Source organism: Deinococcus cellulosilyticus NBRC 106333 = KACC 11606, from assembly GCF_007990775.1.
Taxonomy (GTDB): domain Bacteria; phylum Deinococcota; class Deinococci; order Deinococcales; family Deinococcaceae; genus Deinococcus_C; species Deinococcus_C cellulosilyticus.
On record NZ_BJXB01000007.1, the window covers coordinates 88326 to 103957 of the forward strand.

Sequence of the window (15632 nt, forward strand, 5' to 3'; positions counted from 1 at the left end):
GTTCATGGCGTGACATGTGGTATGAATGTTTTCGATGGCTTTCCAGCCCACCCTTGCACAGCTTCGTGCCTTCACTGCCGTGGTCGAGCACCAGGGCTTCAGCCGTGCGGCAGCTGCTCTGGGGGTCACCCAGTCCAGCCTGAGCCACAGTGTGTCCAGCCTGGAACAGGGGCTGAATGCTGTTTTGTTGACCCGTCACGCCAGAGGCATCACACTGACCCAGAAAGGGACGCTGGTTTTGATTCGTGCCAGGACCATCTTGCAGCTCACAATGCAGCTTGTGGAGGAGACTGCAGCTGAAGAGGTTCTGTCTGGAATGGTGAGCATTGCCTGTTACCGCAGTGTGGCCACGCACCTGCTTCCAGTGGTGATGCAGCACCTTTACAGCCAGCATCCCGGCATCAGGCTGGACATCTTTGATGGGTGCCTGAACCGCGAGGACGCCTCCAGAGAGGTGCTTGAAGGCCACTGCCAGCTTGGCATCGCGCACCTGCCTGCCGACTCCCGTTTGCAGGCTTTTCCGATCCTCACCGATCCTTATGTGCTGGTGCTGCCATCAAACACACCAGACATCCAGAACTGGGAAGACCTGAAAGACCTGCCTTTCATCCGTTTTGGCCGGGAAGCCCACGCAGATGAACCGTCCTGGACCCACCTGAAGCCGGTGCTCAGCCTGCAGGAAGAAAGCAGTGTTCTGGCGATGGTGGCCTCCAGAATGGGATTCTCGATCCTGCCCAGGCTCACCACCGAGCCTCATCCGGCAGGGGTGCGTTTGCAGGGCTTGCCTGTGTTTGCTGCACGCACCCTCGGGGTGGTGACCAGAGCGGAGACCCTCCTGCTGCCTCATGTGCGGGTGGTGCTGGATCTGCTGTGCAATCCGCAGGTCCTGAAGGCGTCCACCCTGCATCAGGGTCCGGTCCATCGGGTTTGAAGAGGTTCATTTGATGCATGGACTGTTCTGCACGTTCAGGCAGGACCCTCTTCTGAAAGTTTTCTGAGGAGGGTCTGCAGGAGTCTTCGCAGGTCCTCCAGTTCTTTTTCACCCAGAAGTTCGGACCAGTGGGCCTCCACCTTTTCACCTGCCTGCATGGCGGTGGGGCGCACCTGTTTGCCTTTTTCGGTGAGGAACACCAGACGGCCCCTTTTGTCACTGGGATCGGGGTGACGCTCAATGTAGCCGCGTTTTTCGAGCTCTTCCACGGCCTGTGCCATGGTCTGTTTGCGCACCCGGGCGAGCGTGGCAAGTTCACTGACCTGAATGCCCTCTTCGGGCACGAAGGTGAAGACATTGGAATGCATCTGGCCGAGGTCGCCAAATCCGGCCTCTGCGAGGGCCTGCCCAACGTGCATGGAGAAGTTCTGGTTGAGGAGCCTGAGGAGCACACCGATGGAACTGGGAAGGTCAGGGGATTCAGACATAAGTAGACAGGTACCTGTCTATCTAGTATATTGGACAGGTACCTGACCATCATAGCATGGTCGTGGCACAGGAGGTGTTTCATGCCCGAAATTCAGGTCCTTGATTCCACCCTTTTCTACCAGGATGCAGGTGCAGGGACCCCGGTGGTCTTTCTGCACGGCAGCCCCGTTTCCTCCCACCTGTGGCGCAATGTTCTGCCCCAGATCCAGAACGCGAGAACCCTTGCCCTGGACCTGATCGGCATGGGGAAATCTGGCAAACCCGACCTCCCCTACCGGTTTGCTGACCACGCCCGTTACCTGGATGCCTGGATGGATGCCCTGCAACTTGAAAACATCATTCTGGTGGGCATCGACTGGGGAGGGGCACTGGCTTTCGACTGGGCCAGGCGTCACAGTGAAAAAACCAGAGGCATCGTCTTCATGGAAACCATCCTGAAACCCATGACCTGGGAGGAATTCCCTCCTGCAGCGAAAACACGCTTTGAAGCCATCCGCACCCCTGGAAAGGGCGAAAAAATGATCATGGAGGACCTGCAGTATCTGGAGACCGCACTCACAGCAACGGTGCTCACCCCTCTTGCTCCAGAAGATTTTCAGGCGTACCTGCAGCCCTTCCTGACCCCGCCAAGCCGCCGTCCCCTGCTGGAATGGCCCAGAGCAATGCCTCTGGAAGGTGAACCCCAGGACGTGATCGAGCGCATTAAAGCCTACAACCACTGGCTGAAACACAGCATAGACGTACCCAAACTGCTGCTGACCTTTGAAGGCTCTCCCACCCTGATGGTGACTCCGCAACTGGTGGAATGGTGCAGAGAAAACATCAGCCATCTGGAAATCCAGCACTGTGGACCTGCAGGACACCTTGCCCCGGAAGACCAGCCTGAAGCCATTGCGGCTGCCATCAATGGATGGATGAAACGAAACTCCCTTTGGACCTGACCCCTCAAACAGAGTCACCTGCCAGAAAAGGCAGGTGACTCTGTTGCACTTCCAGCAGCAGTCAACTGGGACGCTCGGCCCCCCTGCGACCATAAAAATACCAGTTGAAAAAGATGTTGATGACGAAAAACAACGACATCAGGTAAAAAAACGCCACCGGGCTTCCTGAGAGGCTGTTGGAGAGGTTGATCAGCATGGAGACAATGAAAGGTCCATATGCAGCAATGGCAGCCGTCCACCCGATCACCCCTGCAGCCTGAGTGGGAGGAAAGATGACGGGCATCTGGCGGAACGTGGAGGCATTGCCAATCCCGGAGAAGAAGAAAATGGCCAGCATGCCACCCACAAAATAAGGGAATTCTGCCATGCTCTCAGGGGTCACGTAGAAACTGGTGAAAATTGCACTGGCCAGCATCCCTGTTCCCGAAATGGTGGTGAGGATGGCCCCACCTGTTCTGTCTGCAATCATCCCAAAAATCACCCGCACTGCACTGCCAATCAGGGGACCGTAAAAAGCATACGCAAGAGGAAGGGGAGGGTTCTCAAAACCACCATAAAGGGTTTTGATCATCAGGGGAAAAGCGCTCGACAGGCCCGAAAACACCCCGAAGGTCATCAGGTAGATGCTGGTCATCACCCAGGTGTGTTTCTCCTTGAAGATGGTGAAAAGCTGCGAGGCTCCAGCTTTCAGGGGCACGCTGCGAATCAGCATCCAGGCGAGCAGTGCACCGAACACAATGAAAGGAATGTAGACCCAGGCGGCATTCTGCAGCCAGATCGTCTCGGTTTTCCGGGCAAAAGTCCAGTTCTGGTATCCTCCAGGGGCAAACCAGAACAGGTTCACCCCGACCACCCAGGGGGTCAGGAACTGGGCCAGCGATACCCCGAAGTTGCCAATCCCGGCCTGAATGCCCAGCGCTGTCCCCTGCAGCCTTTTGGGAAAAAACAGGGTGGTGGAGGGCATGAAACTCGAAAAATTGCCTCCACCCAGACCCGCCAGGAAGGACAGCAACAGCAGCACCCAATATGGCGTTCCGGGGTCCTGCACGGCAATGCCCCAGCCCAGCACCGGAATGAGCAGGCTCAGGGTTGCCCAGGTGATGGTGTGCCTTGAACCGAAACGGGGAATCATGAAGGTGTGCACAATGCGCAGGGTGCCCGCAGCAAGGCCAGGCATGGCGGTGAGCCAGAACAGTTGTTCGGTGGTCAGGTTGAATCCAACCCCCTGCAAGCGGGTCACGATGGCCGACACCATGAACCAGGTGGCAAAGGCGAGCACCAGATTGAAGGTGGTGATCCACAGGGTGCGCCACGCCCTGGATTTGCCTTCGCCCTCCCAGAACTGCGGATCTTCAGGCGTCCAGGACTGCAGATAGGTGCTGGGGTTTCGGTTGGTGGTCTGCATGGCTCCTCCTTTCTACTGGCGCACCATGCTGACCAGTTTCACATTGATGAAAGCCAGCACCAGAGATGAAAGGGCAAGCGGCCACAGGATGTCGGTGTCCCCCCCCAGGTAAGCATCGAGAGCGGTGATCAGGAGGAAAAGCTGAATCGACCACAGCACCAGAATGAAAGACAGGGCAAGGTCCAGCATCACCCCTTTCTGCTGGCTGCGCCCCCTCATTCCCCACCTCCACCAATGGCGTAGATTTTGCCATCCTGAACTTCCAGGTCAATTCTGGAAAGGCCACGCTGGGGAGGCCCTGCAAGCACCTCTCCGGTTTTTGCATCAAAGAAGCCCTCATGGCACGGGCATTCCAGCTTCTTGCTGTGCTCTTCATAAAAAACATGGCAACCCAGGTGCGGGCACTTCTGGGAAAAGGCACTGAAACTCCCGTCCTCGTGCCGGACCAGCAACGCAGGCAAACCATCATCCGGGTATTTGAAAGCCATCTGACTCCCATGCTTGATCTGGTCCACCGACCCAAGTTCCTTGCGGACATGGTGCTCCTGGGGGCGCTTTCCCATCCCGGCCACAGCAATCAGGGTGGTTCCCACTCCCAGTGCCGCACTGGACAAGGTGAGGAATCGGGTGAATTCACGTCTGGTGATGTAACTGGTCTGGTCCCAGTCCACCGAGAAATCGGTCTTCCAGTGGGGTTGGGCTTTTTCGTTGTTCCAGTCGTCTTTCACACCCCGCCCCCTTGCATGGGAAGGGGCTCCAGGTGCCCGAAAGGATCGATGTGGTCAAAAGCGTCACTGTCAAAGCGGGCATCCATGTGGGCAATCACATCCATGCGCAAAGACACCTCTTCTTCAGGCAGCACCAGAAACACCCGGGTGGTGATCTCCTGCTCTCCGAACTGAAAGGAGTTCACCGGGCGGCCTTTGCGTCTGGACTCGAATTCCTCCAGAGTTCCATAAAAGAGGGCCTCACTGGGGCACACGGTGGCGCACATGGGTTTCAAGCCCACCGAGGTGCGGTCATAGCACATGTCGCACTTGAGCATCTGGTCAATTTCCGGGTAGTAGCGGGGCACCCCGAAAGGGCAGGCCAGCACGCAGTTCTTGCAGCCAATGCAGCGCTCTTTCAGGGAAGACTGCACAATCTGGTCTTCGGTGCGCTTGATGGCATCTGCAGGGCAGACTTTGGCGCAGGTGGGATTCTCACAGTGCATGCAGACCATCGGGACCGTCTGGGTGGAAAAACCCCGTTCCACGAATTCCAGGTGGATCATGGGTTTCCCACGGTGGGTGGCGCATTCGCTGCAGGCCTGCATGCAGCTCTTGCACCCGATGCAACGGATGGGATCAACAAAAAAACGCTGGTCAATGGCATTTCTCAAAGTCATTGGCAACACTCCTTGCCCGGCATCAGCGGGTCAGTTCGCTTCTGCGGTCATCGAGGCCGTAACGCTCCGGCAATCTTTCAATGTGGCTGGTCCAGCTTTCGGCCTCCACGGCCTCCCGGATTTCGTCTTCGGTGGCTTTGCGCACCTTGCAGGCACTCACCTTGAATTCGGGAATCTTGCTGGTGGGGTCCAGGGCACGCTGCGTGAGCATGTTGATGCTCTGCTTGCCGGCCCAGTGGTACGGCACGAACACCGTGTCGGGGCGGATGGTGTTGACCACCATGGACCTCAAGGTGATTTTGCCCCGCCTGGTTTCCAGCGTCACCCATTCTTTTTCGGCAATCCCGAGTTGCCGGGCCATGCGGGTGTGCATCTCGATTCTGGGATGGGGGTACTGGTCCACCAGAGGTCCGATTCTGCGGGTCTGGGTGCCAGAAAGGTACTGGCTGATCACCCGTCCGGTGGTGAGCCACACCGGGTATTCACTGTCCACCACTTCTGCCGACTCACTCCATTGGGTGGGCGTGAATCGGGCCTTTTTGTCCATGTGGTAGAACTGTCCCCCTTCAAAGAGCCTGGGAATGCCGGGGTGCAGGCTGTCCAGTTCAGAGGCGTCCAGGGTCTCCTTGCCTTTCTCGCTGACCTGCGGACACGGCCAGAACACCCCATTTTCCCTTTCCACCCGCTCCCAGGTGATGCCGGAGTAATCTGCAGTTCCCCCTCTGGAGGCGAGGCGCAACTCGTTGAAAATCTCCTGGGCGTTCTGGTACCTGAAGTATTTTCCTCTGCCCAGACGTTCTGCGATGTCCAGCAAAATGCGCCAATCCTGCCATGCTTCTCCTGGGGGGTCAATGGCCTGATTGATCTTGATGACCCGCCCCTCACAACTGGTGTTGGTGCCCTCGTCTTCCTCGTGGAGGCTGCCTGGAAGCACGATGTCGGCGTGCTGGGCGGTTTCGGAGAGGAAGAAATCAATCACGGTGTAGTGCTCCAGTTTGCCCAGCGCTTCACGGGTGAAGTTGGCATCAGGGAGGCTGACCAGCGGATTGAAGCAGATCGAGAGCAGCCCTTTGATGTTCCCGGCGTGGATTTCATTCATGATTTCCTGCGCAGAGAGGCCTTTTCTGGGAATTTCACTTTCATCGCAGCCCCAGACTTTTGCGATGTACGCGCGGTGCTCAGGGTTTTCGATGTCGCGGGCTCCGGGGAGCTGGTCACACTTGTGGCCGTGCTCCCGGCCGCCCTGACCGTTGCCCTGTCCGGTGATGGTGCTGTGACCGCAGCCTTCCCGACCAATTTTTCCCGTTGCCAGTGCGAGGTTGGCACAGCAGAGCACGTTCTTCACCCCGTTCACCTGATGCTCCAGTCCTCTGGCATGCAGGATCATGCCGGTTTCGGCCTCGCCGTACCACCGGGCGGCTTTCTCGATCTGCTCTGCCGGGACCCCGGTGATTTTTGCGGCCCACTCGGGGGTGGCGTCTTTGACCTCCGCTGCTGCCTTTTCGAAATCCACGGTGTGCTCTGAAATGAATTTCTGGTCGGTGAGGCCATCTCTGATGATCACATGCAGCATCGCCATCAAGAGCGCACTGTCACTGCCGGGTCTCAGGGGCAGGTAAAGGTCTGCCGTGCGAGCCATCGGGACCATGCGCGGATCGGCGTAGATCAGCTTTGCTCCGTTGTCTCTGGCCCGCCAGATGTAATCGGTGGTGATCGGGAAGCACTCGGCGATGTTGGTGCCGATCACGAAGATCACTTTGGCTTTTGCAATGTCCTCCCAGGAACTTGAAGCCCGGTCAATGCCGTAAGCTTTCTTGTTGGCCGCTCCAGCGCTCACCATGCAAAGCCTGCCGTTGTAGTCCAGATTGGCGGTCTGCAGGGCAAGGCGGGCAAATTTGCCAACCAGGTAGCTTTTTTCGTTGTTGAGGCTCACACCTGAAAGCATCGCAAAGCTGTCTCTGCCGTACCTGTCCTGAATCTCCCGGATTTTGCTTACAGTTTCTTCCAGGGCCTGGTCCCAGCTGATCCTGACAAAACCTTTTTCGGTGCGCTTCATGGGATGCAGCAGGCGGTCCGGGTGGGAACCTTGCAGGTAGCGTTTCACCCCTTTGGGGCAGAGTTTGCCTTTGTTGAAGGGAAAATCGGTGCGGGGTTCAAAGCCCACCACAGCATTGTCCTTGACTTTCAGGTGGATGCCACACTGCTGCCCGCAGAAACAGCAGTGGGTGGGAACCAGTTTTTCGTAATCGTCCTGCTGGTCGAAGCCTCCCGGGGGGCGGTAACGGAGGGTGGGACCGAATTGCTCCAGCAACTCTTGTCGGGACAGGGGAAGGTCAGACATGGGGAAGGTCCTCTCTTTCAGGTCACATGAATTCGCGTCCGGTCACCCGGAATTGATTGAGGGTCATCAGTTTTCTGCGGCAGGACGGGCACAGGTTCTGCCAGTTCTCGGCCTGTTCATGCTGATAATTGAAACCCAGAGGGGGCAGGATTTCCTTGAGGTCGTTTTGCTGCATCAGGCTGATGTATTCCTCACCACAACGGGCACATTTGCCTTTTTCTCCAGCTTCCCCGGCAGCCTTGTAGAACCACACGCCAACGTTGGCAATGCGCTGGAAGATGTGGAAGAACTTGCCGAAAGGGAGGTACAACAGCCACAGCATCACGGTCACGGCGTGGGTGGTGGTGATCCAGTAGTAAAACTTTCCCTCCATGAACATGTTGGAGACCGTCAGCATCATGCCGGTCACGCTGACTGCGAACAGCAGGATCAAGGGAATCATGTCGTTGTCGAAACGCTGGGTGGTGATTTCGGCCTCATCCCGCATGCGGCGACCCACCGCCAGAATGACTCCAGCAATGCACAGCACAGCGGCGATGTTGAGCATGTGAAAGTAAATCCAGCCGATGAAACTGCGGGCCGCAAAGGCGGTGAAGGTCAGGTCCATCCCGAACAAAACCATGTAGTAGTGATCGGGCCTCTCAGGAAGGCTTGCGAAGTGCAGCCAGCCAAAAGAAAGGGGGAAGGTCACCAGAATCGCCAGGACGCATCCCCAGAAAATGAGCTGGTGGGCCAGCCAGCGTTCTTTTGACCTTCTGCGAATGAAACGCTGTTCCAGCAGTTTCTCCCAGGCCAGGGCAAAGAAACGCCCGGTGTTTTGCAGGCGGTGACCCTTCTTCCAGAACAGTTCCCATCCGCGTTTCCAGTACTGCTGGGTTGCAGGCCGCTGAAGCCACACAGCATAACGGTAGACGATGCCGAACAGGGCAAAAACTGTGCAGAAGCAGTACCCGGCGAGGGCACCATCGAAGTTGCGGAGCTGGTTTGAACCAAAATACACCAGCACCAGCAGCACAACCGAGAAAATCACTCCAGCAACGACGCCACGTCGGTCCAGCGTGACATCCATCAGGGGAACGGTGATGGAGTCCTGCACCTGAATGGGGGTGGTCTGCATGCTCTCCTCCAGAAATCAAGATCAAAAATCCAGGGCTTTCCCAGAGGGTGCTCTGGGATACGGTTGGGGTTCATCTGATCTTGACTTTGTGCTCTGGGTGACACATGGAGATCAATTACAGTTGCAGCAGTTTCACCTTGAGCTGGGTTTAAGGCAGAACTCAGGTTTTATTCATGCAAAGGAAATGCACATTACAGCTTCCAGCATTTCACAGGCCATTTCAGATCATTTCAGATCCGTTCCATACCATGAAAGACGTTCAGCATCTTCACTTGCATCCGGAACCCCAGACGGCGGCTGGGGTGGGTTTTTCTCTTGACTCAACGAGGAGCACATGTCCAAGATCCGCACCCTGTCTCTGGGCCTCACCGCCCTGCTCAGCCTCGGGCTGGTGGCCTGCAACAGCACAGAAGTCCAGAACGCCACCCATCAGGTTCTCCGTCAGGCCGACCTCTACACTGCCCAGGTGGGCACCACCAACACCTGGCAGGGGGGTTATCAGGCTTTCGTTCGTTTCACCAACGTTTCGGGTGAGGCCGCAAAGTCCTTCAAGATCAAGTTCAAGCTGAATTCTGCAGTGACGCTGGGCTCGGTGTGGAACGGGACCATCACAGGTCCCGATGCCCAGGGGTATTACACCGCCACCTCGCCGGATTACCTGCTGTACAGTCCGGTGGGGGCTGGGGGCACCTATGAACTCGGGTTCACCGCAAACGGGTCTTTCACCGGAGCTGTGGCCTCTGTGTCCGAGGTGAACGGCAAACCCATCGGGCCTGTGGACAGCACCCCTCCAACCACACCCGGAACCCTGACCTCGGGTGCTGTGACCCACGACAGTGCCACCCTGACCTGGACGGCCTCCACGGACAATGTGGGTGTGGCAAAGTACGAGGTCTACAGGGGCAACACTTTGCTCACCTCGGTGGCCGGGAACCTCACCACCAGCAAACTCACCGGACTCACCCCTGAAACGGCCTACACCCTGAAACTCCGTGCAGTGGACGCTGCCGGAAACGCCTCTCCCTACAGCAACACCGTGACCTTCACCACCACCAAAGCCCCGGTGGACACCACGGCCCCCACCGTGCCTTCCAGCCTGAGGGCCACCGACGCCACCACCACGACCCTGACCGTGGCCTGGAATGCCTCCACGGACAATGTGGGCGTGAGCAAATACGAGGTGTACCTCAACAATGTGCTCGCTGGAACCGTCGGTGGCAGCACCCTCAGTTATCAGGTCACAGGGCTCACAAAAAACACCGCTTACAGTTTCAAGGTGCGTGCCCTGGACGCTGCAGGCAATGCCTCGGCGTTCAGCACGGTCCTGACGGCAAGCACCCTCGCCACCGATCCGCAGCCGGTGGTCGGCCAGAACCCCTGCGCAAGGTTCCCTCTCAGCAAGGTCTTCACTGGGCCCTCGGTGGGCACCCCCTCCACAGGGAAATTCAATTACGGTGAGGCCCTGCAGAAAGCCATCCTCTTTTATGAAGCCCAGCAGGCAGGGCCTCTGCCCACATGGAACCGGGTGTCCTGGCGTTCGGACAGCAGCATGCAAGACGCCATCACCGGAGGCTGGTACGACGCGGGAGACCATGTGAAATTTGGCTTCCCGATGGCCGCGAGTGCCACACTGCTCGCCTGGAGTGCCATTGACTTCAAGGCCGGGTATGAGAAAGTGGGCCAGAGTGGACACATCAAAAACAACCTGCGTTTCGTGATGGATTACTTCCTGCAGGCACATGTGGCCCCCAGCAAACTGGCCGGGCAGGTGGGGAACGGCAGCATCGACCACGCCTACTGGGCCGCCCCGGAAACCCTGGACACCCGGCAGGCCGGACAGCGGCCCACCTATTACATTGACGAGAGCAAACCGGGATCGGATCTGGCAGGCGAAACTGCTGCGGCCCTCGCTGCGGGAAGCATGGTCTTCAAGGACAGTGACCCCACCTACGCCGCCACCCTTTTGAACCACGCGAAACAGCTGTATGCCTTTGCTGACCAGTACCGGGGCAAGTACAGCAGTTCGATCACTGACGCCTCCGGGTATTACAACTCCTGGAGCGGTTATCAGGATGAACTGGTGTGGGGCGCAGCATGGCTCTACCGGGCCACCGGAGACACCACCTACCTGAACAAGGCAAAAACAGAGTACAACAACCTCGGAAAAGAAGGCCAGACCAGTTACCGCCCCTACAAGTGGACGCACGGCTGGGACGACAAAACTTACGGAAGCTACGTCCTGATGTACCAGCTCACCAGAGACCCCATCTACCAGGCGGATGCAGAGCGCTGGCTGGACTACTGGACCGTGGGCTTCAATGGCGAGAAGATCAGGTACGTGGGCAAACTCGCGTGGCTTGACCAATGGGGTTCCCTGCGCTACGCGGCCAACACTGCCATGGTCGCCATGATCTACAGCGACAGCATTTCGGATGCCACAAAGAAAGCCCGCTACAAGAATTTCGCCATCGACCAGATCAATTACATGCTTGGAGACAACCCCAACAGCCGTTCCTACGTGGTCGGGTTTGGCGTGAACCCCCCGAAAAATCCGCACCACCGGGGTGCACACGGCACCTGGGCCGACAACCTGCAAGGACCACCTGCACAGAGCCGACACACCCTCACCGGAGCCCTGGTCGGTGGACCGGACTCCAGCGGCAATTACACCGATGACCGGGGCAATTACATCACCAATGAGGTGGCCACCGATTACAACGCAGGTTTCACCGGAGCCCTGGCCCGCATGGCCCAGGAATTCGGCGGGCAGTCCCTGGCAAACTTCCCTGCCGTGGAACAACCCGATGGCCCGGAATTCTTTGTGGGCACCAAACTGAACGCCTCGGGAGACAGATTCACCGAGATCGCAGGGTGGGCCACCAACAAGTCCGCCTGGCCTGCCTGCCCGACCAGCAATGTGTCCTTCCGTTACTTCGTGAACCTCTCGGAAGGTTTTGCCAGAGGATTCAAGCTGTCGGATTACGTGGTCACCATCCGCGGAGGGACAGCATCCGGCCTGCAGCTCTGGAACAGCACCCAGAACATTTACTTCGTGGATGTGACGGTCCCCGGCACCATCTACCCTGGCGGGCAGCAGTATTTCCGCAAAGAAGTGCAGTTCCGCATTGGTCTGGCGGATTCCATCAACGCTCCAGCAGGCTCCTGGGACCCCACCAATGATCCCTCCTACGCGGGCGTCACCAGTGTGATGGGCTCAGAGGAGAAACCCAACGAGAACGTGCCCTTCTTCGAGAAAGGCGTGCTGGTCTACGGCAAGCAACCTGCGAAATAAAGTGTTTGCCAGAGGGCACTGAGGGATATGCAGTTCTGAGAAGTTTACAGTAGACAGTTCACAGTAGACAGTTCACAGCGAGATTTTGAGTGTTTACCCAGATCAAGGACAAATGTGTAAAGACCTCAAAGAGAAAGGGAGCGGTTGCCGCTCCCTTTCTTCTGTCTCAGGTCCCTGGCCTGATCCTGAGCCGCCCTCTGAAGGCAGGGCTTTGCAGCAGGACCACCGCCAGCAGGAAGAGCCCGCGAATGACGGTCTGCCAGTAGGAGTTGATGTTGATGTGCCCGAGGCCGTTCTCGAAATTCAGGACCGTGAAGATCATGCCCAGCAGAATCACTCCCACCAGAGTGTTGAGGACACTCCCCCGACCCCCCGTCAGCAGCGTTCCTCCCACCACCACAGAGGCAATGGCGGTGAGTTCCCAGCCGACCCCTTCGGTGGGTTGACCTGCACTGAACTGGGAAGCCAGGATCACTCCTGCAAGTCCCGCAAGAGCACCGGAGAGGGTGTAGACCAGCAGTTTCACTTTCTCGACGGGAATTCCCATCAGTCTGGCGGCTTCCTCGTTGCCTCCGATGGTCAGGGCATAACGGCCATAAGGGGCTTTTGCCAGAAAGAGCGCCCCCACGGCAAACAGCACGAGCAGCATCCAGGCTGGAATCGGGAGCCCCAGAAAATCCCCCTGTCCGAGGTTCCCCACCCCACCTTCGGTGTTCACCAGCACGGTCTGCTTCCCGGAGGCAATCAGGGCAAGACCCCTTGCGATCAGGAACATCCCGAGCGTCACCACGAAAGGCATCACTTTGAAACGGGAGATCACAAATCCATTCAGGAATCCCAGAGCGGCGCAGAGCAGCACCGGGACCAGCAGGGCCAGCCACACCCCATGTGGGCTGACCAGGGCCGCGATCACGCTGGCAAATGCAGCCATGGAACCCACCGAGAGGTCAATTCCTCCAGTGATGATCACGAAGGTCATGCCCAGTGCAATCAGGCCAAACATGGCGTTGTAGCGCAGGAAACTCTCCAGGTTGTATTCCCCGAGGAACCCCTGGTAACGCAGTCCTGCAAACAGGAGCAGCAGCACCAGGGCCACCAGGGCACCGTGTTGTCTCAGCAGGTTCTGCATTCAGCCCCTCCTTTCTTTCTGCAGGGCCACTGCGCCCACAATGATCAGGCCCTTGACCACCAGGGCCACCGCATCGGGCACCCCCTGGGCCAGCAGGGTGTAGCGGATGAGCTGGATGATGAGTGCCCCAATCAGCGTTCCGATGATGGTGGCTTTTCCACCTTCCAGCAAGGTGCCCCCCACCGCAACCGCTGCAATGGCGTCCAGTTCCATGTTCTGCCCCACCTGGTTGGCGTCACTGCTGGAGTTCACGGCAATGACAATCAGGCCAGCAAGTCCGGCCAGCAGTCCACTGAGGGTGTAGACCATCAGTTTCACTTTTGAGACCGGAATGCCTGCGAGCTCTGCAGCACGGGCATTTCCACCCACCGAGAGCACCTGACGCCCGAAAACGGTGGATTTGAGCAGGTATGCTGCAAGCACCACCACCAGCACCATCAGGTACACCTGGATGGGGAGGCCCAGCAGTTTGCCCTGCCCCAGCACCGTGAATCCAGGGTTGGTGAAGGTCTGCAGGTTGCCCCCACTCATCACCTGGGCAATGCCGCGCCCGGCAATGAAAAGAACCAGAGTGGCAATGATCGGCTGGATCTGGAAACGGGTGACCAGCATCCCATTGAACATCCCGAAGAGGCCTGCCAGCAGCACCGGAAAGACCATCGCCATCAGGTTGGCTGCTGCCGACCCACCCAGGGCAGGATGCATGAAGATGATGGGAGCCAGCGCACCACTGATCGCCATGAGGGACCCGACCGAGAGGTCAATGCCTCCGGTGGCAATGACCAGGGTCATGCCCACCCCCACAATCACGATGGTCGCCACCTGCGTCAAGTTGATGTTCAGGGTCTGCATCGACAGAAAATGCGGCGTAAAGATCGCATTGAACACGAACAGCACCAGCAGGGTGATCACCCCACCGTATTGCTGCAGAACCTGCTGCCAGTCCAGGCGGTTTTTCGGGCGGTTGTTTTTGGGTTTCATGGTGTTACTGCCCAGCATGCTGTGCTCCTTCCGTGCCCGCCATGGCATGCATGATCTGCTGCTCTGACAGGCTGCGGCCTTCGAGTTCTGCGGCGGTCTCCCCTTCCCGCAGAACCACCACCCGGTGGCAGCCCTCGGTGAGTTCCTCAAGTTCTGAAGAGATCATCAGGACACCCAGGCCGTCTTCGGCCAGTTCGCTGATGAGCTGCTGGATTTCGGCTTTCGCTCCCACATCGATCCCACGGGTGGGTTCATCCAGAATCAGCAGATCGGGATTCATGCAAAGCCAGCGGGCCAGCAGCACTTTCTGCTGGTTCCCTCCAGAGAGTTCGCGGATGGGTTGCTCGGGAGAGGAGCACTTGATGCCCAGCCTGGAGATGAACCTGTCCACCACCTGCTCCTGCTGTCTGCTGTCGATGATGCCGGCTCTGGAAATGCGGGGGAGCAGGGCCAGGGTGAGGTTTTCCCTCACCGATAGGTGCGGAATGATGCCCTCATGTTTGCGGTCCTCACTGCAGTACCCCATCCCCAGGCGGATGGTTTCACCGGGAGATCTGAACTCCACAGGCTGGTTTTTCCACTGAAATTGACCAGAGTCTTTTCGTTCGGCCCCGAACAGGGCACGGGCGGTTTCGGTGCGTCCAGAGCCCAGCAGTCCGGCCAGACCCACGATTTCGCCCTGCCTCACCTTCAGGCTGATGTCTTTCAGGCGCAGTCCCTGCCTGAGGCCCTGCACCTGCAGCACGTCCGGTCCAGCGGTGTAGGGTTTTTTGTGGAATCCGGTGCGGCCTTCCCTTTCCACCTCATCCAGTTCACGCCCGAGCATTTTGGCGACCAGTTCAAATTTGCCCAGTTTGTGGATCGGCCCTGTATGCACAGTGCGGCCATCTCTCATCACCGTGATCTGGTCTGAAATGGCGTAGAGCTCATCCAGATAATGCGACACAAAAATCACGGCGACATTTTCACTTTTCAGTTTGCGAATGACATCAAACAGGGTTTCCACTTCGGATTCATCCAGCGAACTGGTCGGTTCGTCCATCACCACCAGTTTTGCCTTCTGGGAGATGGCGCGGGCAATCGCCACCATCTGTTGTGTGGCAATGGGGAAGTTCCCGAGTTCCTCCCGGACATTCAACTTCAGGCCCATTGAGCGCACAATGTCTTCGGCCTGGCGGTGCATCTCTTTCCAGTCAATGAAACCAAAGCGTCGGGGTTCACGACCCAGCAGGATGTTCTCGCTGACACTGCGCTCCTGCACCAGGTTCACTTCCTGGTAGATGGTGGCTATGCCCCCTTGCTGGGCTTCGAGGGGAGAACGGAAATGCACCTCCTGCCCATCAAAGAGGATTCTTCCCCGGTCTTTGCGGTAGGCTCCGGTGAGGACTTTGAGGAGGGTTGATTTGCCTGCACCGTTCTGCCCGATCAGGGCGTGCACCTCTCCAGCACGCACCTGCAGGGACGCTTCACTGAGGGCGCGGGTGCCCGTGAATGTTTTGGTGATGCCTTCCATGCTGAGCAGCACGGCTTCCTGTTGGGTCACTGCATTCACCCCTTTCTGGGCACACACCCACCTGCCTTTCAGCAGGTGAGTGCATGGGTTGGGTGTTGGAGGAAAA

Annotated in this window: 14 protein-coding genes; 4 read left to right on the forward strand and 10 right to left on the reverse strand. The window is 58.0% G+C overall.

Translation table 11 applies throughout. The features are described 5' to 3' along the window. Positions 1-25 precede the first annotated feature (25 nt). Entirely contained in the window at positions 26-931 is a 906-nt protein-coding gene (locus DC3_RS09395) for a LysR family transcriptional regulator (protein WP_146884101.1), read from the forward strand. Between the two features lie 35 nt (positions 932-966). Here the strand turns inward: DC3_RS09395 and DC3_RS09400 are convergent, their stop codons facing one another. Continuing rightward, a complete protein-coding gene (locus DC3_RS09400; protein ID WP_146884102.1) occupies positions 967-1419 on the reverse strand; it encodes a MarR family winged helix-turn-helix transcriptional regulator in 453 nt (150 codons plus the stop codon). An 81-nt stretch (positions 1420-1500) separates the two neighbouring features. Here DC3_RS09400 and DC3_RS09405 point away from each other — a divergent pair, with 81 nt between their 5' ends. Next, positions 1501-2361, forward strand: coding sequence for a haloalkane dehalogenase (locus DC3_RS09405; protein WP_146884103.1), 861 nt, complete (start codon positions 1501-1503; stop codon positions 2359-2361). 61 nt (positions 2362-2422) lie between these two features. Here the strand turns inward: DC3_RS09405 and DC3_RS09410 are convergent, their stop codons facing one another. From DC3_RS09410 to DC3_RS09435, 6 genes are read right to left on the reverse strand one after another with little or no spacing between them, the layout of a single operon-like run. Next, the gene (locus DC3_RS09410; RefSeq protein ID WP_146884104.1) at positions 2423-3766 is read right to left on the reverse strand and encodes an MFS transporter; all 1344 of its coding nucleotides are present in this window, start codon (positions 3764-3766) and stop codon (positions 2423-2425) included. Between the two features lie 12 nt (positions 3767-3778). Next, positions 3779-3985: a DUF6755 family protein gene (locus DC3_RS09415; protein ID WP_146884105.1), complete on the reverse strand. Its 207-nt coding sequence runs from the start codon at positions 3983-3985 to the stop codon at positions 3779-3781. Further along, positions 3982-4494, reverse strand: a complete 513-nt coding sequence (locus DC3_RS09420) for a QcrA and Rieske domain-containing protein (RefSeq protein ID WP_146884106.1) — start codon at positions 4492-4494, stop codon at positions 3982-3984. The genes DC3_RS09415 and DC3_RS09420 overlap by 4 nt, the downstream gene beginning before the upstream one ends. Next, positions 4491-5153 carry a 4Fe-4S dicluster domain-containing protein gene (locus DC3_RS09425; protein ID WP_146884107.1) on the reverse strand — a complete coding sequence of 221 codons (663 nt, stop codon included), beginning with the start codon at positions 5151-5153 and terminating at the stop codon, positions 4491-4493. The genes DC3_RS09420 and DC3_RS09425 overlap by 4 nt, the downstream gene beginning before the upstream one ends. Before the next feature lie 22 nt (positions 5154-5175). Further along, complete coding sequence (locus tag DC3_RS09430) at positions 5176-7494, reverse strand: molybdopterin oxidoreductase family protein (protein WP_146884108.1); 2319 nt, start codon at positions 7492-7494, stop codon at positions 5176-5178. Between the two features lie 22 nt (positions 7495-7516). Beyond that, entirely contained in the window at positions 7517-8611 is a 1095-nt protein-coding gene (locus DC3_RS09435) for a respiratory nitrate reductase subunit gamma (protein ID WP_146884109.1), read from the reverse strand. Here DC3_RS09435 and DC3_RS09440 point away from each other — a divergent pair. Together DC3_RS09440 and DC3_RS09445 are read left to right on the forward strand one after the other, a co-directional pair. Continuing rightward, entirely contained in the window at positions 8610-8930 is a 321-nt protein-coding gene (locus DC3_RS09440) for a hypothetical protein (protein ID WP_146884110.1), read from the forward strand. The two genes, DC3_RS09435 and DC3_RS09440, sit on opposite strands and share 2 nt — an antisense overlap. A 15-nt stretch (positions 8931-8945) precedes the next feature. Beyond that, a complete protein-coding gene (locus DC3_RS09445; RefSeq protein WP_146884111.1) occupies positions 8946-11903 on the forward strand; it encodes a glycoside hydrolase family 9 protein in 2958 nt (985 codons plus the stop codon). A 166-nt stretch (positions 11904-12069) separates the two neighbouring features. On the opposite strand, the gene DC3_RS09450 is transcribed toward DC3_RS09445, so the two are convergent. From DC3_RS09450 to DC3_RS09460, 3 genes are read right to left on the reverse strand one after another with little or no spacing between them, the layout of a single operon-like run. Further along, positions 12070-13032 carry an ABC transporter permease gene (locus DC3_RS09450; protein ID WP_146884112.1) on the reverse strand — a complete coding sequence of 321 codons (963 nt, stop codon included), beginning with the start codon at positions 13030-13032 and terminating at the stop codon, positions 12070-12072. Further along, positions 13033-14031 carry an ABC transporter permease gene (locus DC3_RS09455; protein WP_146884113.1) on the reverse strand — a complete coding sequence of 333 codons (999 nt, stop codon included), beginning with the start codon at positions 14029-14031 and terminating at the stop codon, positions 13033-13035. Further along, the gene (locus tag DC3_RS09460) at positions 14018-15556 is read right to left on the reverse strand and encodes a sugar ABC transporter ATP-binding protein (protein ID WP_307724736.1); all 1539 of its coding nucleotides are present in this window, start codon (positions 15554-15556) and stop codon (positions 14018-14020) included. The genes DC3_RS09455 and DC3_RS09460 overlap by 14 nt, the downstream gene beginning before the upstream one ends. Positions 15557-15632: the final 76 nt, after the last annotated feature.

Bases quoted from the DNA above. Each gene is read 5' to 3' on its own strand.
- DC3_RS09440 (WP_146884110.1), top strand. From the start codon at position 8,610: ATGCTCTCCTCCAGAAATCAAGATCAAAAATCCAGGGCTTTCCCAGAG.
- DC3_RS09400 (WP_146884102.1), bottom strand. From the start codon at position 1,419: ATGTCTGAATCCCCTGACCTTCCCAGTTCCATCGGTGTGCTCCTCAGG.
- DC3_RS09445 (WP_146884111.1), top strand. From the start codon at position 8,946: ATGTCCAAGATCCGCACCCTGTCTCTGGGCCTCACCGCCCTGCTCAGC.
- DC3_RS09410 (WP_146884104.1), bottom strand. From the start codon at position 3,766: ATGCAGACCACCAACCGAAACCCCAGCACCTATCTGCAGTCCTGGACG.
- DC3_RS09425 (WP_146884107.1), bottom strand. From the start codon at position 5,153: ATGACTTTGAGAAATGCCATTGACCAGCGTTTTTTTGTTGATCCCATC.
- DC3_RS09430 (WP_146884108.1), bottom strand. From the start codon at position 7,494: ATGTCTGACCTTCCCCTGTCCCGACAAGAGTTGCTGGAGCAATTCGGT.
- DC3_RS09405 (WP_146884103.1), top strand. From the start codon at position 1,501: ATGCCCGAAATTCAGGTCCTTGATTCCACCCTTTTCTACCAGGATGCA.
- DC3_RS09450 (WP_146884112.1), bottom strand. From the start codon at position 13,032: ATGCAGAACCTGCTGAGACAACACGGTGCCCTGGTGGCCCTGGTGCTG.
- DC3_RS09435 (WP_146884109.1), bottom strand. From the start codon at position 8,611: ATGCAGACCACCCCCATTCAGGTGCAGGACTCCATCACCGTTCCCCTG.
- DC3_RS09455 (WP_146884113.1), bottom strand. From the start codon at position 14,031: ATGCTGGGCAGTAACACCATGAAACCCAAAAACAACCGCCCGAAAAAC.
- DC3_RS09395 (WP_146884101.1), top strand. From the start codon at position 26: ATGTTTTCGATGGCTTTCCAGCCCACCCTTGCACAGCTTCGTGCCTTC.
- DC3_RS09415 (WP_146884105.1), bottom strand. From the start codon at position 3,985: ATGAGGGGGCGCAGCCAGCAGAAAGGGGTGATGCTGGACCTTGCCCTG.